Origin of the sequence: Providencia sp. PROV129 (assembly GCF_028482245.1) — a bacterium.
Taxonomy (GTDB): domain Bacteria; phylum Pseudomonadota; class Gammaproteobacteria; order Enterobacterales; family Enterobacteriaceae; genus Providencia; species Providencia vermicola.
On record NZ_JAMPQD010000015.1, the window covers coordinates 128,288 to 144,293 of the forward strand.

General features: G+C 43.5%; 13 protein-coding genes. 6 read left to right on the top strand and 7 right to left on the bottom strand.

Translation table 11 applies throughout. The features are described 5' to 3' along the window. Nucleotides 1-28: 28 nt before the first annotated feature. Nucleotides 29-1,366, top strand: a complete 1,338-nt coding sequence (gene dsdX / locus PSF27_RS11395; protein WP_272681478.1) for a D-serine transporter DsdX — start codon at nucleotides 29-31, stop codon at nucleotides 1,364-1,366. 12 nt (nucleotides 1,367-1,378) lie between these two features. After that, complete coding sequence (gene dsdA, locus PSF27_RS11400; protein WP_272539346.1) at nucleotides 1,379-2,713, top strand: D-serine ammonia-lyase; 1,335 nt, start codon at nucleotides 1,379-1,381, stop codon at nucleotides 2,711-2,713. Between the two features lie 43 nt (nucleotides 2,714-2,756). Here dsdA and PSF27_RS11405 read toward each other — a convergent pair whose 3' ends face one another. From PSF27_RS11405 to PSF27_RS11430, 6 genes are read right to left on the bottom strand one after another with little or no spacing between them, the layout of a single operon-like run. After that, complete coding sequence (locus PSF27_RS11405) at nucleotides 2,757-3,806, bottom strand: osmoprotectant NAGGN system M42 family peptidase (protein ID WP_206083387.1); 1,050 nt, start codon at nucleotides 3,804-3,806, stop codon at nucleotides 2,757-2,759. Between the two features lie 5 nt (nucleotides 3,807-3,811). Then, nucleotides 3,812-4,582: a FadR/GntR family transcriptional regulator gene (locus tag PSF27_RS11410; RefSeq protein WP_272681479.1), complete on the bottom strand. Its 771-nt coding sequence runs from the start codon at nucleotides 4,580-4,582 to the stop codon at nucleotides 3,812-3,814. A gap of 18 nt (nucleotides 4,583-4,600) precedes the next feature. Further along, the gene (locus tag PSF27_RS11415; protein ID WP_206083385.1) at nucleotides 4,601-5,395 is read right to left on the bottom strand and encodes an ATP-binding cassette domain-containing protein; all 795 of its coding nucleotides are present in this window, start codon (nucleotides 5,393-5,395) and stop codon (nucleotides 4,601-4,603) included. Next, nucleotides 5,392-7,209 carry a dipeptide/oligopeptide/nickel ABC transporter permease/ATP-binding protein gene (locus PSF27_RS11420; RefSeq protein WP_272539347.1) on the bottom strand — a complete coding sequence of 606 codons (1,818 nt, stop codon included), beginning with the start codon at nucleotides 7,207-7,209 and terminating at the stop codon, nucleotides 5,392-5,394. The genes PSF27_RS11415 and PSF27_RS11420 overlap by 4 nt, the downstream gene beginning before the upstream one ends. Beyond that, nucleotides 7,206-8,153: an ABC transporter permease gene (locus tag PSF27_RS11425; protein WP_206083795.1), complete on the bottom strand. Its 948-nt coding sequence runs from the start codon at nucleotides 8,151-8,153 to the stop codon at nucleotides 7,206-7,208. Before PSF27_RS11425 ends, PSF27_RS11420 begins: the two co-directional genes overlap by 4 nt. Before the next feature lie 18 nt (nucleotides 8,154-8,171). Then, nucleotides 8,172-9,731: an ABC transporter substrate-binding protein gene (locus PSF27_RS11430; protein ID WP_272681480.1), complete on the bottom strand. Its 1,560-nt coding sequence runs from the start codon at nucleotides 9,729-9,731 to the stop codon at nucleotides 8,172-8,174. Between the two features lie 161 nt (nucleotides 9,732-9,892). On the opposite strand from PSF27_RS11430, the gene PSF27_RS11435 reads away from it, so the two are divergent. The 4 genes from PSF27_RS11435 to PSF27_RS11450 all read left to right on the top strand — a co-directional run bounded on the left by PSF27_RS11435 (nucleotide 9,893) and on the right by PSF27_RS11450 (nucleotide 15,157). After that, complete coding sequence (locus PSF27_RS11435; RefSeq protein ID WP_272681481.1) at nucleotides 9,893-10,555, top strand: DUF1028 domain-containing protein; 663 nt, start codon at nucleotides 9,893-9,895, stop codon at nucleotides 10,553-10,555. Nucleotides 10,556-11,438: 883 nt separating this feature from the next. Next, nucleotides 11,439-12,857 carry an NAD(P)/FAD-dependent oxidoreductase gene (locus PSF27_RS11440; RefSeq protein WP_272681482.1) on the top strand — a complete coding sequence of 473 codons (1,419 nt, stop codon included), beginning with the start codon at nucleotides 11,439-11,441 and terminating at the stop codon, nucleotides 12,855-12,857. Between the two features lie 124 nt (nucleotides 12,858-12,981). After that, entirely contained in the window at nucleotides 12,982-13,482 is a 501-nt protein-coding gene (locus PSF27_RS11445) for a RidA family protein (protein ID WP_206083380.1), read from the top strand. A 211-nt stretch (nucleotides 13,483-13,693) separates the two neighbouring features. Beyond that, complete coding sequence (locus tag PSF27_RS11450) at nucleotides 13,694-15,157, top strand: hypothetical protein (RefSeq protein WP_272681483.1); 1,464 nt, start codon at nucleotides 13,694-13,696, stop codon at nucleotides 15,155-15,157. Between the two features lie 89 nt (nucleotides 15,158-15,246). Here PSF27_RS11450 and PSF27_RS11455 read toward each other — a convergent pair whose 3' ends face one another. Then, complete coding sequence (locus tag PSF27_RS11455) at nucleotides 15,247-16,005, bottom strand: iron ABC transporter ATP-binding protein (RefSeq protein ID WP_206083378.1); 759 nt, start codon at nucleotides 16,003-16,005, stop codon at nucleotides 15,247-15,249. Between the last annotated feature and the right edge of the window lies 1 nt (nucleotide 16,006).

Sequence of the window (16,006 nt, forward strand, 5' to 3'; positions counted from 1 at the left end):
ACAACAACAAAATGATTAGGGGTAGGATATGGACTCTACAATGTGGATGCTCGGCACGCTGGTTATTAGTATCTTGCTGATCATCGTTTCAATTATTAAATTTAAGTTTCACCCTTTTTTAGCCCTTTTACTCGCCAGCTTCTTTGTCGGTATCTCCATGAAAATGAACCCGTTAGAAATGGTAAATACCATTGAAAATGGGATTGGTGGTACACTTGGTTTCCTCGCCGTCATTATCGGGCTGGGGACTATCCTCGGAAAAATGATGGAAATCTCGGGGGCTGCGGAACGCATCGGCGTCACCTTACAAAAAAGCCGCTGGTTAACCCCCGATGTCACCATGGTGTTAATTGGTTTAATCTGCGGTATCACCCTGTTTGTTGAAGTCGGTGTGGTGTTATTGATCCCACTGGCGTTTTCCATTGCCAAAAGAACCAATACCTCGTTATTAAAACTCGCTATTCCACTTTGTACTGCACTGATGGCAGTGCATTGCATCGTGCCACCACACCCTGCCGCGCTATTTGTCACCAATGAATTAGGTGCAGATATTGGTACGGTAATTGTTGCAGGGTTGGCTGTGGGGCTAGTGGCTTCATTAGTGGGTGGGCCACTATTTCTGAAATTCCTAGGTGAGCGTTTACCGTTTAAAACCGTACCAGAGGCATTTTCTGACCTCGAGGTGCGTGACGAAAAAGACTTACCCTCTTTAAGTGCCACATTATTTACCGTTTTACTGCCAATTATTCTCATGTTAATCAAAACAGCTGCTGATTTAAACATGAGTAAAGACAATCAGTTATATACCTTACTACAGTTTATCGGTAACCCCATTACCGCCATGTTTATTGCCGCGTTTGTCGCGTATTACATGCTAGGTATTCGCCGTAATATGGGCATGAGCGTATTGCTCAGTAAAACCGAAGAAAGCTTTAGTTCGATCGCCAATATCTTACTGATTATTGGTGCAGGTGGTGCATTTAACGGCATTTTAAAAGGTAGCGGACTGAGTGATTCTCTTGCGTTAGTGCTTTCTGGTATCGACATGCACCCAATTTTGCTGGCATGGTTAGTGGCGATTATTCTACACGCTGCTGTCGGCTCCGCCACTGTTGCCATGATGGGCGCCACCGCCATTGTGGCACCGTTAATGCCAATGTACCCACACATCAGCCCAGAAATTATGACATTAGCCATTGGTTCTGGTGCGATTGGTTGTACTATCGTCACAGACTCCCTGTTCTGGCTGGTTAAACAATATTGTAATGCCACCTTGGCTGAAACATTCCGTTTTTATAGTGTCGCCACCCTTATCGCATCCCTTGTTGCGCTGGCAGGCACCTTTGCACTTTCATTTTTGATTTAAAAGAGAGTAATTATGACTCAGATAAACGTGAATAAGTTAATTGCTGACTACCCTTTAGTTCAGGACTTAATCAATTTAAAACACGTGGCATGGTTCAACCCTAACGCCACCACCACAGAAGCGGGTTTACCTTATGTGGGGCTGACCATTAGTGATGTTCAAGATGCCGAAGCGCGTTTAAACCGTTTTGCACCGTATTTGATGAAAGCGTTCCCAGAAACACAAGCTACTCAAGGGATTATCGAATCTGATGTAGTTGCAATCGCCAATATGCAAACCGCGCTCGAAGCGCGTTACCAAACGCCAATCACCGGGAAAATTTTATTAAAGAAAGATAGCCACTTGCCTATTTCTGGCTCTATCAAAGCGCGCGGGGGGATTTATGAAGTACTCACTCACGCCGAAAAACTAGCACTTGGGGCAGGGTTGTTATCCATTGATGATAATTATGAAGTTCTATTTTCTGATAAATTCCGCCAGTTCTTTAGCCAATATAGTATCGCGGTTGGCTCAACAGGTAACTTAGGGATGTCTATCGGCATCATGAGTGCCAAATTAGGCTTTAGCGTCAGTGTGCATATGTCTGCGGATGCGCGCCAGTGGAAGAAAGACAAACTACGCTCACATGGCGTTAATGTCGTTGAATATGAACAAGATTACAGCATTGCCGTTGAACAAGGTCGTAAAGAAGCAGAACAAGACCCAAATTGTTTCTTTATTGATGACGAAAACTCCACAACCCTATTTTTAGGTTATGCCGTCGCGGGGCTGCGTCTGAAAAAACAATTTGCGGAACAAGGTGTTATTGTTGATAAAGACCACCCACTGTTTGTCTACCTGCCTTGCGGTGTCGGCGGTGGCCCTGGCGGGGTTGCCTTTGGGTTGAAACTGGCATTTGGTGACGACGCACACTGCCTGTTCGCGGAACCGACGCATTCACCGTGCATGCTTTTGGGCGTCCACACTGGATTACACGATGGTATTTCTGTACAAGAAATTGGTATTGATAATATCACTGCCGCAGATGGCCTTGCTGTAGGGCGAGCCTCTGGCTTTGTAGGCCGTGCGATGGAGCGGTTAATCGACGGGTATTACACCCTTGATGACCAAGACATGTATAACTTGTTAGGGTTACTCAACAAAACAGAAGGCATCAAACTAGAACCCTCTGCTCTTGCGGGTATGACAGGCTGCGTGCATGTCACACAGAATACTAATTACTGGCAGTCTAAAGGCCTTAGTGCACAGCAAATGGCGAATGCCACTCACCTTGTTTGGGCAACAGGTGGCGGCATGGTACCGAGTGACGAAATGCAAAAATATTTAGCACAAGCCAAACTGAGTTAATCATCCTACCCCCTTCAATACTGTGGAGGGGATTTCTCATCGATTACTGCCCAGGCAGTGGAACTAAATCACTTTCAATATAACGCCTGACTAGCGTGGCTAATGCCACCAATGAATCCATGTGTGTTCTTTCCCAACCATGGGAACTGTCGAGTGCAAAACACGCCAATGCCGCACGAATATCCCACCCTGCATCAATCGCCGCGGCACTGTCTGAGCGGTAATGTTTGAACGTATCGCGAACATGGGGAATATCGTATTGCTGGCACAGTTGCAATAAATGGCGGGTGATTGCCAAATCAAATGGCCCTGTTCTATCGCGAAACGCTAGCGTCAGTGAATCATCCCGCGTTGCTTGGTCTGGCCCTGATACTGAGTTATCTATCGCCAATAACTCTTGCACTTGTGAGCCAAAACCATGGGTTCCACCAATACCAACTTCCTCAGAAATCGTGAACATCATTTGGCAAGAAACCGCAGGCACAACGCCATCATCCACCAGCGATTTCAGAGCAGCTAACATGACGGCACAGCCTGCTTTGTCATCCAAATGACGAGAAACAATAAAACCGTTATCAATAAATTCAGGTTGAGCATCTACCGCAACAATGTCTCCCACGTTCAAACCGTGAGATTGCAGATCAGCAAGGTTATAACAAGGAGCATCTAAGCGGATTTCGAGGTTATCCCAATCCGCCACTTGAGTGTCAACCTCTGTATTGAAGCGATGCCCTGATGCTTTTAAAGGCAAAATTGTGCCGCGGTACTGGTGGTTATCACTAAATACTGTCACCCTTGCACCTTCTGCAAAACGCGCAGCCCATGTCCCCGTGTTACGTAACGCTAAGCGGCCGTTAGACTTTAACTGGGTGACCATGGCTCCCAAGGTATCTAAGTGAGCGGCCAGTGCACGTTTGGGTTCATCCCACCCTAATGTAATGTGCAGTACCCCACGGCGCGTATACTGTGGCTTGAAGCCCAATTCAGTCAGCCATTGGTGAGTCTGCGCAACCGCTTTATCAGTCATCCCAACAGGACTCGGCGTTTGTAACAATGTGCGTAATACATTTGCTAGATATGCTGTGTCGATCATGATGATTACCTATCTTCACTTAAAAAACGTTCTTGTAAGGTGGCTTGTAGAGCCAACATGGCGTGTTCTGCATAATCCATGTGCGCTTCCATGACCGCTTGTACTTTTTGTGCATCTTTGCGGCGCAAGGCTTCTATCAATTGGTATTGGTATTCAATACCTTGGCGTCTATCAACGGGTTCAGGTTTCAAATAAATATCTTTACAGACGGCTAAATCTTTCAGTAACCGCTGAAGAAAATGACAAGTAAATACTAAAAGCACATTATCCGAATAGCTCGCGACAACCGTGTGGAAATCGAGCTCCGCCATCCGCTGTTGCCAACGCTCTTCTTCGTCAGCAGGTTCATGGTCGTAAATAGCGATGATTTCGTACAGTTTTTGAATGCCTGCATTATCGATTTTTTCCATCGCACTCACTGCCACAACAGGCTCCAACAATTTTCGCAATGTATAGATATCCTTGATGGAAATATCCCGCGTAAATAAATAGTTAGATAACAAGCTCATGGCCCGTGATTCCGTCATTGAATCAATAAATGCACCGCCTCCTGGGCCCGTTTTGGTCTTTATCAGCCCTTGAACTTCGAGGGATTTTAACGCCTCCCTGACCGTGCTTTTACTCGCGCTATAACGCTCAATCAGGTCTTTTTCTTGGGGTAACCGATCACCGGGGCTGAGATTGTCCGCCATAATGGTTTCTTTAATGGCATTCACAATTTCATCTGTCCGTTTAATGCGAACCGGCTCAATTGCCGATGGCTTATCGATACTCATAGTTGCTCTCAACAAGTTTTAATAGGTCCGAATACGTGGCGCACTCGATAATAGGTTTTGAGTATACGCATGTTCAGGAGCCGCAAATAGCTGACGGGTTTCACTGCACTCAAGCAAATCCCCTAAATACAGCACGGCAACTCTGTCAGCGATTGATTCCACGACGGCTAAATCATGGCTAATAAATAAATAGGAGAGTGAAAATTGCGCTTTTAACTCTTCCAGAAGCAGTAAAACTTGGGCTTGCACGGATACATCCAAAGCACTTACGGGCTCATCAAGCACCAATACCCGCGCATCAGCAGCAAGTGCCCTTGCTATCGCCAAGCGCTGAGCCTGCCCACCTGAAAACTCATGAGGGTAGCAAGCTAATGAATCCATTGGCATATTGACGGCTTCAAGTAATTCTACCAATCGATTAGTACGCTGTGAGGGAGCCATGTGCTTTAAATATTTCAATGGAACCGATAAAGTTTCCCCAATGGTTTTTCGTGGATTTAACGATGCAACAGGGTCTTGAAAAACGTACTGAATCGCTTGTCCAAAGGCCTTAGCACCTTGCTTTTGCCACTGTGCCTTGCTTTGACCCAAAACCTGAATGTCCCCTGAGGTGGCATTTTCCAGCCCCACTAAAATGCGGGCGAGCGTACTTTTCCCTGAGCCACTTTCGCCAACAACCGCCAATGTTTCCCCTTCATACAATGACAGTGAAATATTTTTCAGAGCATGGACTTCCCGCCCTTTGGGATGAAATAGGCTACGAGGCTGCCCAAATGTTTTCACTAGCTGATTCACTTCAATCACAGTATTCATGGCGCCTCCTGCGCTGCGTTTAGACTTTTGTCATCGGTTTCATTGCGATAAAGCGCGGCCACTTGCGTTAAAAATTGACGGCCTTCCCCCAGTTTTGGAACACTAGCAATTAGCCGTTGCGTGTAAGGGTGTTGCGGGTGCTGCAATACCGTTTGAGTCACGCCCGTTTCCACTATTTCCCCTTGTTGCATCACAGCAACCCGGTCGCAAATTTGGTTAATCACGGCGAAATCATGGGTAATAAACAACAGTGCTACACCCCGTTCGCGGCGCAGTTTATTCAGTAATTCTAAAATTCTTGCTTGAACAGTCACATCCAGCGCCGTTGTCGGTTCATCCGCTATGATAAGCACGGGGTCGTTTGCCAGCGCCATGGCAATCCCCACCCGCTGGCGTTGCCCGCCTGATAACTCATGAGGATAAGCACTGAATCTGTCAGCCGCATCAGGGATCCCCACGCTATCAAGGAGTTCGATAGCTTTCACTTTCGCCACTTGGTTGGATAACGCTTGGTGAGCGGTGATAGCCTCCTGAAGCTGTACGCCAATCGTAAACTGCGGATGCAGTGTCGTCAGTGGGTCTTGGAAAATATACGACACCCGTGCGCCACGCCGCCGTTGCATAATAGAAAGCGGCAAGGACAACATCTCTTCATGTTCCACATACACCCCACCCGCTGTAATCACCGCGGGCGGCGAAGCCAACAACCCCATAATGGACAGCGCGGTCACGCTCTTACCCGAGCCACTTTCCCCTATGAGACCAAGGCACTCACCAGCACCAACGGTAAAACTAATCCCTTTGACGGTTGGACGTAGCTGGTGGCCTTGGCGAAATGCCACCGCAAGGTCTTTCACTTCCAGCACGGCCTGAGTGCCTGCCGTTTTAGCTGGGATATTCACGCGATCTGTTTGGGTCATTGGCTGTGAACGGTGTAAAGCCCCTGATTTTAAACGTGGATCGAGAATATCACGCACGCCATCACCCAATAAGTTAAAACTGATAACAATTAGGAAAATCATAATACCTGGCACTAAAGCGACATGAGGCGCCACAAACATTTGTGCGCGCCCTTGCCCTAACATCGAACCGAGATCAGCATTCGGCGGTTGTGTGCCTAAACCTAAAAACGAAAGCCCTGCGGTTTCTAAAATCATCCAACCAATAGTCGTCGACATAGTGACCACGATAATTGGCAGTACATTAGGTAAAACCTCAGTTAATAACACCTGTAAATGATTCTTACCTGACAATCTTGCTGCCTGAATGAAATCTCTATCACGCAGCCCGACCGTTAACCCACGGATATTTCGTGCAAAAAAGGGAATATTGACTAAAGCAATCGCATATAACGCATTTAATAAGCCTGGCCCTAATACCGCGACAATGGCCAGTGCCAATAAAATATAAGGAAATGCCATAAGCATATCGATACAACGCATCAATATAGTGTCTGTACGGTGACCAACATAACCTGCAATTAAGCCTATTAACGTTCCAAAAACGGCAGCAATAAGCGTGGCAGAGATCCCCACCATCAGTGATACTCTTGTCCCCCATAATAAACGCGATAAAATATCACGCCCCAAATGGTCGGTACCTAAAACATGCCCCGATGAAAAAACAGGTAATAAGCGGTTCACTAGATTGGTTTCATCTGGGTTATCCAATGGTAGCCAAGGCGCCAATAATGCCAGTAGTATGATGACCATTAAAATTACCAACCCAATCGTCGCAAGACGGTTCGCTAGCAATAGCGAGCCAATAGATTGTCGATGGCGATGTTGAATAATCGGTGTTGTCGTTTGGCTCATGATTTCAACCTCGGATCTAACATGGCTTGCAGGACATCAGCAAACAAATTGATAAACACGTAAGACGCCGCTGCAATCAAGACGCCCCCTTGAACTAAGAATAAGTCTCGGGTTGCCACGGCTTTGACCAACATTGCACCTAGCCCTGGCCACTGAAAAACAGTTTCGATATACACCGCGCCACCAAACACAAAACCCGCTTGAATCCCAATGACGGGGATAACGGAAACCAGTGCCATACGAAAGGCATGACGGAAAATGACTTTACGCTCACTGAGCCCTTTGGCTCTCGCGGTTCGAATGAAATCGAGGCGTAAAACTTCTAGCATGGCCGTTCGTGTTAATCGGGCAATGACGCCAGTAGCAACAAGTGATAGCGTAATGACAGGTAATACAAGGTGATGCAATAAATCCCCTAAGCCGCCACCTTGCCAAATATCATACATCCCTGATGCAGGGAACCATTGCAGTTGAACGGAAAAAACCATAATCATCAATAACCCAATCCAGAAGGATGGCATTGAAATCCCTAATAAAACCGCTAAAGTAATGAATCTATCACTCCAACTAAACTGGCGAATAGCAGAAATGATCCCTGCCAATAAGCCCAACACGGAGCTCAATAATAAAGCGCTCCCCCCCAGGACTAAGGTCGCCGAAAAACGTTCTAATACTTCATCAACGACGGGGCGGTTCAGTACAAACGAGCGGCCAAAGTCCCCCGATATTAAATTCTGCATCCAAATAAAATACTGTTGGTATAACGGTTTATCTAAACCAAGCTCCGCTTTTACACGCGAAACATTCTCAGGTGTCGCCCAAGGCCCAAGGAGCGCTTGAGCTGGGTCACCAGGGATCATCGCCATGATCAAAAAGACAATCAGCGTCAAACCAATCAATATGGGAATGGTCGCTAAAATGCGCTTTAAACAGTATAACCACATCATTTTTTCCCCATAAAATTAGTCTTTACGAACATCTTTAAGTAATAAATTAAAGTTCGGTTGTAATTTGAAGTGCTGAACATGCTCACTTGCCACGGCATTTTGCTTCCAGTTAGCGACAAATAACCAAGGTGCATCTTGATGAACAATTTTTTGCACTTGTTGATACAGTGCAGCACGCTCTTTAAGGCTATTGGTGACCCGCGCCTTATCCAACAATGCATCAAGTTGTTTATTACTGTAATAACCTGAATTGAACCCGCCTTTATCAGGCCAAGAGGCGGAATGTAAGGTCAAGAAGGGCAATGTATCAGGATCATTGGTCATCCATGCCATCTCCGCCATGTGCGCCTCTTTTAGCCCCGCATTGACTTTCGACAGATAGGTATTCCATTCAAAAGTTTGAATTTCCACCGATAACCCAACCGCTTTTAAATCCGCTTGGATTGCTGTTGCCATCGGAATAGGGTCTAACATGCCTGAGCCCCCTTCGGTCACGTAAAACACAATTTTCTGCCCTTCGGCTCCAGCCTCTTTAATAAGCTCGCGGGCTTTTTTCGGATCATAAGGATATGCTGAGGTTTCTTTATCAAATGCCCAATCGAACGCGGAAGGGATCGGACCTTCCGCGACATCCGCAGAGTCTTGAAGAATATATTTAACAATATTTTGCTTATTCACTGCATAGTTCACCGCTTGGCGAACACGCACATCATCAAACGGTGGTAATGAAGCATTTAACATGCTGTACCACACATGAGGGCCTGTAGCTTCGTATACCCGAAAGCGACTATCCCTTGCAAAAAGGGGAACATTATCAGCAGGGACTTCAACCATTGCATCAATGCCCCCAGACAACATCTCTGCTACGCGCGTATTGGCATCAGTAATTGGACGAAAAACCACGTGTTTTAGGGCTGGTTTACCCTCCCAATAGTTGTCATTAGCTGACACAACCACTCGTTGGTTGGCAGTCCACTCATCGAATTTAAAAGGCCCTGTACCACTTGGGTGGCGACTAAAATCTTTACCGTATTGCTTAACCGCAGCAGGTGACACAATCAGGCCTGCGGGTGTCGCTAAATTCGACAAAAAAGGTGCAAAAGGTTCTTTTAACGTAAAAACCACAGTTAAATCATCGGGGGTATCAATCTTGTCGATAGCAGAAAAGAAAAACGACAGCGGAAATGGCCCAGTAAAATAGTAAGGGTGCTGATTATCCAACATACGTTCAAATGTAAACTTCACGGCTTGCGCATTAAATGGGCTACCATCATGAAACCGAATATTGTCGCGTAACTGGAAAGTATAAGTTAGCCCATCATCACTGACGTTCCATGACTTTGCGAGAGCAGGTTCAAGCGTCAACGTGCCATCCGTATTGCGTACCAGCCCTTCATAGATATTGACTAAAATCCGTGAGTCATTCGCTGCCGTTGCCACTTGAGGGTCTAGAGATTGCGGTTCTGCAACCTGCCCTAACAGCAGCACATCATTATATTTTGACGCCTGAGTCGGTAATGAAAACAAAGAGAGCAGCAAAACAGCTGCAACCCACCTACCTAAACGTATTCTCATACAACCCCCCAGTGTTAACCGTGCTATGTGGTATTTGAAATGTGATTTGTGTCAATTTTGTTAATTATTTTATCTTTTTCTTTATTTATGATGATAAATTATATTTCACGCAACAATTTATAATGATAAATTTGATCGATGTCTAATTTATGAGGTGTAAAATGACATTTTCAATTGTGGCGCGTTGTCCACAAACAGGGAAAATTGGTGCAGCAACGGCAACTGGCGGCCCTGCTGTGGGGGCGTTAGTCCTGCATGGTGCAAGTTATGCTGGTGCAATCGCCACACAAGCCATGACAAATCCCATTGCAGGTTTAAGGGGAATTGAGCACTTACAGCATGGTCTATTTGCAAGTTCATGCCTCAACAGATTGTTAACGGAAGATGAAACTCCTGAACGACGGCAGTGGGTTATTATCGACAATGCTGGCAATAGTGCAGATTGGACTGGGCAAGCTTGTTTGCCTTGGTGCGGGAGCTTGTCAGAAAAAAATGTTGCAATAGCGGGAAATATGTTAGTGAGTGAACAAGTCATTGATGCCATGTACCAGTGCTACCAGAAAAATAGGGGTCTTGAACTCGCCGATAGGCTATTACTCGCTATGCAAGCAGGCGCAAAATCAGGTGGGGATTATCGTGGCATACGTTCAGCCGCGCTAAAAATATGGAGTAACCGCCAATATGCCGATATTGATATACGTTGTGACTGGTCAGAAGCCCCCTTAACTAAGCTAGAGATCATCCTTCAACAGGTTCGTGCCGAAGATTATGCTGATTTTTTCGCTCAGATCCCCACAGGAAATGAATATATTACTAATAATTAACCTCTATGTGGTGTATATCGACCAATAAAGTAAAATAACTGAATGATATACACCCCATTATTAGATGGTTATTTTTCCATCTAATTGATAGGTGCTTAATATTTTTGTATTTTTATCACAAGAAATTTTATAAATATATTATTAATTAATAGATTTATTAATAATATTTAATTAAACAATTCGATCTTTAATCCCACTATATTTATCTCACCTATTTCACATTCTGATATATCTGAGTATTCGCTCAAATAAACAACGCGTTGGTTATATTTATTTTTCATCGTGAAATAAATCATTTTAAATCCCCCAAGTTATTACCCTCATCAACACTAGGTCATTCATTAATTAAAAATAAATTTTAAAACTATTATTTTTCATAATGATAGATTCATGAGCAAATCAAAAAGTAAAGTTAATACACCAAACCAGAGTATTACCATTCAGAAGATGAAATCTGTCGTTTAATTAACCAAAAGTTGAATAAAATTAGCGCAAGCATTTAATTAAAAAATTATTTTTATATTATATGATTAGCTACATGACTTAACCTATATTTAGCATTTTGTTCTGTCATTCATTATTTTAATTTTTCACTGCATTAATACCAAAAAGCACAACTTAAGTACAATAATTAACTTTACACCCGTACACTTTTAATTACATTAATATTTCAAAATCATTAATTAGCTAATACATAAATTTGAATGATCTCCGACAAACCCTTTACAGCACTGAGCACACCAATTTACGTTCACATTCATTTAATCGACTTTTATTAACAAATGCTACCCCCACTTAACAATTTCAAAATATATGATAAGATCATTATCTCAATTTGAAATTATTTACTATATAAAAAACAAGATTGTTATTGAGGTTATAGATGAAAATCTCGAGAAGAAAGCTATTATTAGGGGTTGGTGCTGCTGGTGTTCTGGCAGGGGGTGCAACAGTTGTTCCGATGATCCGTCGTGAAGGCCGTTTCGAATCTACACCATCGCGCGTACCAGCTGTTGCTGGCACTGAAGGCAAATTACCTGAGTCTGCAGATGCAGTCATCATCGGTGCTGGCCTTCAAGGGATCATGACAGCCATTAACCTTGCTGAAAAAGGTTTGAATGTTGTTATTTGTGAAAAAGGCGTTGTCGGCGGTGAGCAATCAGGCCGTGCATATAGCCAAATCATCAGCTATAAAACCTCACCAGCGATTTTCCCTTTACACCACTACGGAAAAATCCAATGGCTCGGTATGAACGAAAAAATCGGTGCTGATACTAGCTACCGTGTTCAAGGCCGTGTTGAAGTTCCTTCAAGCGAAGAAGATTTAGAAGTTGCAAGAGCTTGGATCAAAGCTGCTTCTGAAAACCCAGGTTTCGATACCCCATTACGTACCCGTATGATTGAAGGTACTGAACTGGCAAATCGCCTGGTTGATGCTCAAACTCCATGGAAAATCGGTGGATTTGAAGAAGATTCAGGTAGCCTTGACCCAGAAACCGTCACCCCAGCAATGGCAAACTACGCAAAATCAATCGGTATCCGTATCTATACCAATTGTGCAGTACGCGGCATTGAAACAGCGGGCGGTAAAATTTCTGATGTTGTGACTGAAAAAGGCGCTATCAAAACCTCTCGCGTCGTTCTGACTGGTGGTATTTGGTCTCGCCTGTTTATGGGTAACTTAGGTGTTGATGTTCCAACACTGAACGTTTATCTGTCACAACAACGTATTTCAGGCGTTCCTGGTGCACCGAAAGGCAACGTCCACTTACCTAACGGTATTCACTTCCGTGAACAAGCAGATGGTACCTACGCGGTTGCACCACGTATCTTTACCAGCTCTATCGTTAAAGATAGCTTCCTGTTAGGCCCAAGATTCCTACACGTATTAGGCGGCGGAGAATTACCATTAGAATTCTCTATTGGTAAAGACTTATTTAACTCCTTCATGATGTCGACATCTTGGAATTTAGATGAGAAAACACCATTTGAAGAATTCCGTACTGCAACCAATACACCAAACAATGAACACTTAGATGGCGTTCTGGAAAGACTGAGAAAAGAATTCCCAGTATTTAAAGAGTCTAAAGTAGTTGAACGTTGGGGTGGTACCGTTGCACCAACAGATGATGAAATTCCAATTATTTCAACAGTCGAACAGTATCCAGGTTTAGTCATCAATACCGCAACAGGTTGGGGTATGACTGAAAGTCCTGCATCTGGTCGCTTAACGGCTGAATTGTTAATGGGTGAAACACCATTTATCGATCCAACGCCGTACAAACTTTCTCGTTTTAACTAATAAGCGAAAAAGTCGCGTTTTTTTTTACTGGGATCTATCAGTCAATGGAATTAGGCTAAACTAAAAACTGGCCTTAAGTGAAACTGATAGTTCCCGTTTACTTTGATAATGTTAAGGAGTTTACATGCGCTATAAAACTTTATTGCTTTCTCTGCCTTTGATTTTAGGTGTAGCGAGTGCAAATGCAGCTGAAGATGTTAAACGCGTTCCTGTGAAAGGATTCCCTATCTCTGAATCAGTAGAAATCAGCGCGGGCAACCTTATTTTCCTAAGCGGAAAAGTTCCTTCTAAAATCTCTGCAGATGCCAAAGAAGGCGTTTTAGAGTCTTACGGTAATACCGAAGCACAAACTATCAACGTGTTAAAACAAATCCAAGCTAACCTTGAAGGTATGGGTTTGACTATGAACGACGTTGTTAAAATGCAAGTATTCTTAGTTGGTGGTGAAGAAACTCAAGGGACTATGGACTTTGCTGGCTTTATGGCTGGTTACAACAAGTTCTATGAGTCTGAGAAAGTGACTAACCTACCAGCTCGTTCAACTTTCCAAGTCGCTAAACTGGCTAACCCAGCTTGGAGAGTGGAAATTGAAGTAACAGCGGTTCGTCCTGCTGCGAAAAAATAAGTTATTCTAACGAATAGCGAATCGATAATGGGGCATAGCAATATGCCTCGTTATATTTTTTCTCTTCCCCCTTCCCTCGCAATACTTTTTCATTGTCTTTCACAGACTGTCACCGTGATTTCCGCTATTTTATGGTTTTTATAAAACCATGTTATGCTTCATTGATTGATAAAGAAGCAAAAAAGATAAAAGTTCCCAATAAAGGCGTAATATGATTAAAGAATCTCTCAAGATCCATGGAAAAAAACAGTTTGAGATTAAACAAAAAGTGTCAATTCCACGTAAGTCTAAAGAGATCCGCTACCAAGTAGAGACCTTTTTCTTTTTGCCTTCTTCGCTGCAAATCAATCCTGACTTATACACAGCCTCTAGCCTACAGCGCAGCCTTAAAAATTACATTCGGCTCAGCCCTCCTACGGTAAAACTGTCTGCTTTACCGGAACAAAACGGGGAGTTAGACGATTTAAAACGTTGGTTGGAGCAGTGTGATCCACTCAATCCCCCCTCCCTAGATGAGTATGAAAATAGGCTTAAGCGCTATACCTTAACCTTTAAGCGAACCGTACGAATTAATATCAAAATGGTGAGCCAAAACCCACAACGGAAGACTGCGGAATATTTAACGGAATTAATGGCAAATATTGCAAAATGCCTATCTGTTTATCGTGAGCTCGCCACTCAGGCCACCCTGATTGAAAAACATATTCATTCCAACGCGTTTTCATACTGTGACGAGTTTATGACTTACTACACCATAAATTATTTACGTGATTTGTTAGCCGATAAACACATGCCATTACGGGAAGAAATACGTCATTTTTGGTATCAAGAAATGCGTTACCTGAAAAAACAATACCCTGATTGTTTCCCCAGTGATGAAACCGATGCTGAGTTGGTGACTTATCGTCGTAATTTATTGAAAAAATATATCAATCGATATCTCTATTTAGAAATTCGTCATAAACGGGGACTTCCCCTGCTATTACACTCTATTTATGGTATTGCTGCTGCAATTTCAATGCTTTTCGCTACTGTTATCGCCTTTTTCTGGCAGGGAAAATATGGAGCCTTAAGTGCAAATTTATTTTTGGCGATGGTCATCGGTTATATCTTCAAAGATAGGCTGAAAGAAGTAGGTCGAGAGCAGTTGTATCGCCTATTCCAAAAATGGATCCCTGACCGCCAATTACGTATTTATCGTGAGGGTGTAAAAGCACCTGTGGGTATTTGTAAAGAGTCTTTTCGCTTTATTAGTGAAAACTCACTCTCCCCAGATATCCGAGAGATGAGGCAAAAATCCCATTGGGTCAATTTAGTTAATGTCCAGCGAATGGAAGATATCCTGTATTATCGCAAAGATGTGCTACTGCATAACCGCCATTCAGTGTTTGAAAAAAACCAGTCATCAATCGCTGATATTACGCGTTTTAATATTTCGGATTTCCTGAAATATATTGATATCAGTTATGAAGAATTAACTGTCAATGATGATGAACCTGCAATTATTGGTGAAAAGGTGTATCACATTTACCTTTGCCGCCGCGTCACTATTAATAAAAAAACCTACAATGAACTGGCGCGCTTAGTAGTCAATGCCGATGGGATAAAACGTTTAGAAGTGTTGCAGTCACTAGACTTACTGACAACCGATGAAGATATTGAGATTTCACCGTAGGCGTTTTATTTTCCTATCCTATTATTTTGACTAATTTAGGTTGTAGCCGCCACGGCTACAACCTAAAGGATGACGAAAATTTAAAAGAGTTAATAGTACAAAGCAATATACTGGTCATCCACCTGCTTAATATCAACCGGCGTGTCAAAGATATCCTCAATAATTTCTGATTTCATGATGTCTTCAGGCTTGCCATGATAAGACAAACGGCCATTTCTTAATGCAACAATGTAGTCTGAATACACGGATGCGAAGTTGATATCGTGGATCACTAAAATAATCGTTTTACCCAGCTCATCTGCGGCGCGGCGCAATAACTTCATCATGATCACTGCGTGTTTCATGTCGAGGTTATTTAAGGGCTCATCCAGTAGAACGTATTCGGTATCTTGACACAGAACCATTGCCACATAAGCACGCTGGCGTTGTCCACCAGAAAGCTCATCTAAATAGCGGTGGCGTAAATCAGATAAATTCAGAAATGACAGTGATTCATCAATTTTCTGTTTATCTTCAAGGTTTAAACGCCCTTTAGTGTAGGGATAGCGCCCGAACCCCACAAGCTCTTCTACTGTTAAACGGCTCGCAAACTGGTTTTCTTGGCGCAAGACAGATAAACATTTGGCTAACTTATCGCTTGGTGTTGTCGAAACATCTAATTCATTGACCTTAACATGGCCGCCTTCATCGGGTGTTAACAAACGGCCTATAATCGACAGTAAGGTGGATTTACCTGCCCCATTGGGCCCAATAATCGAAGTGATACCGCTATTTTTAATGGTTGTTGTGACGTTATCTAAGACCTTAGTATCCTGATAACTTTTCGATATCTGACTAATCTCAATCATA

Excerpts from the sequence above, each read along its gene's own strand:
- dsdX (WP_272681478.1), top strand. The coding sequence starts at position 29 with ATGGACTCTACAATGTGGATGCTCGGCACGCTGGTTATTAGTATCTTG.
- dsdA (WP_272539346.1), top strand. The coding sequence starts at position 1,379 with ATGACTCAGATAAACGTGAATAAGTTAATTGCTGACTACCCTTTAGTT.
- PSF27_RS11405 (WP_206083387.1), bottom strand. The coding sequence starts at position 3,806 with ATGATCGACACAGCATATCTAGCAAATGTATTACGCACATTGTTACAA.
- PSF27_RS11410 (WP_272681479.1), bottom strand. The coding sequence starts at position 4,582 with ATGAGTATCGATAAGCCATCGGCAATTGAGCCGGTTCGCATTAAACGG.
- PSF27_RS11415 (WP_206083385.1), bottom strand. The coding sequence starts at position 5,395 with ATGAATACTGTGATTGAAGTGAATCAGCTAGTGAAAACATTTGGGCAG.
- PSF27_RS11420 (WP_272539347.1), bottom strand. The coding sequence starts at position 7,209 with ATGAGCCAAACGACAACACCGATTATTCAACATCGCCATCGACAATCT.
- PSF27_RS11425 (WP_206083795.1), bottom strand. The coding sequence starts at position 8,153 with ATGTGGTTATACTGTTTAAAGCGCATTTTAGCGACCATTCCCATATTG.
- PSF27_RS11430 (WP_272681480.1), bottom strand. The coding sequence starts at position 9,731 with ATGAGAATACGTTTAGGTAGGTGGGTTGCAGCTGTTTTGCTGCTCTCT.
- PSF27_RS11435 (WP_272681481.1), top strand. The coding sequence starts at position 9,893 with ATGACATTTTCAATTGTGGCGCGTTGTCCACAAACAGGGAAAATTGGT.
- PSF27_RS11440 (WP_272681482.1), top strand. The coding sequence starts at position 11,439 with ATGAAAATCTCGAGAAGAAAGCTATTATTAGGGGTTGGTGCTGCTGGT.
- PSF27_RS11445 (WP_206083380.1), top strand. The coding sequence starts at position 12,982 with ATGCGCTATAAAACTTTATTGCTTTCTCTGCCTTTGATTTTAGGTGTA.
- PSF27_RS11450 (WP_272681483.1), top strand. The coding sequence starts at position 13,694 with ATGATTAAAGAATCTCTCAAGATCCATGGAAAAAAACAGTTTGAGATT.
- PSF27_RS11455 (WP_206083378.1), bottom strand. The coding sequence starts at position 16,005 with ATGATTGAGATTAGTCAGATATCGAAAAGTTATCAGGATACTAAGGTC.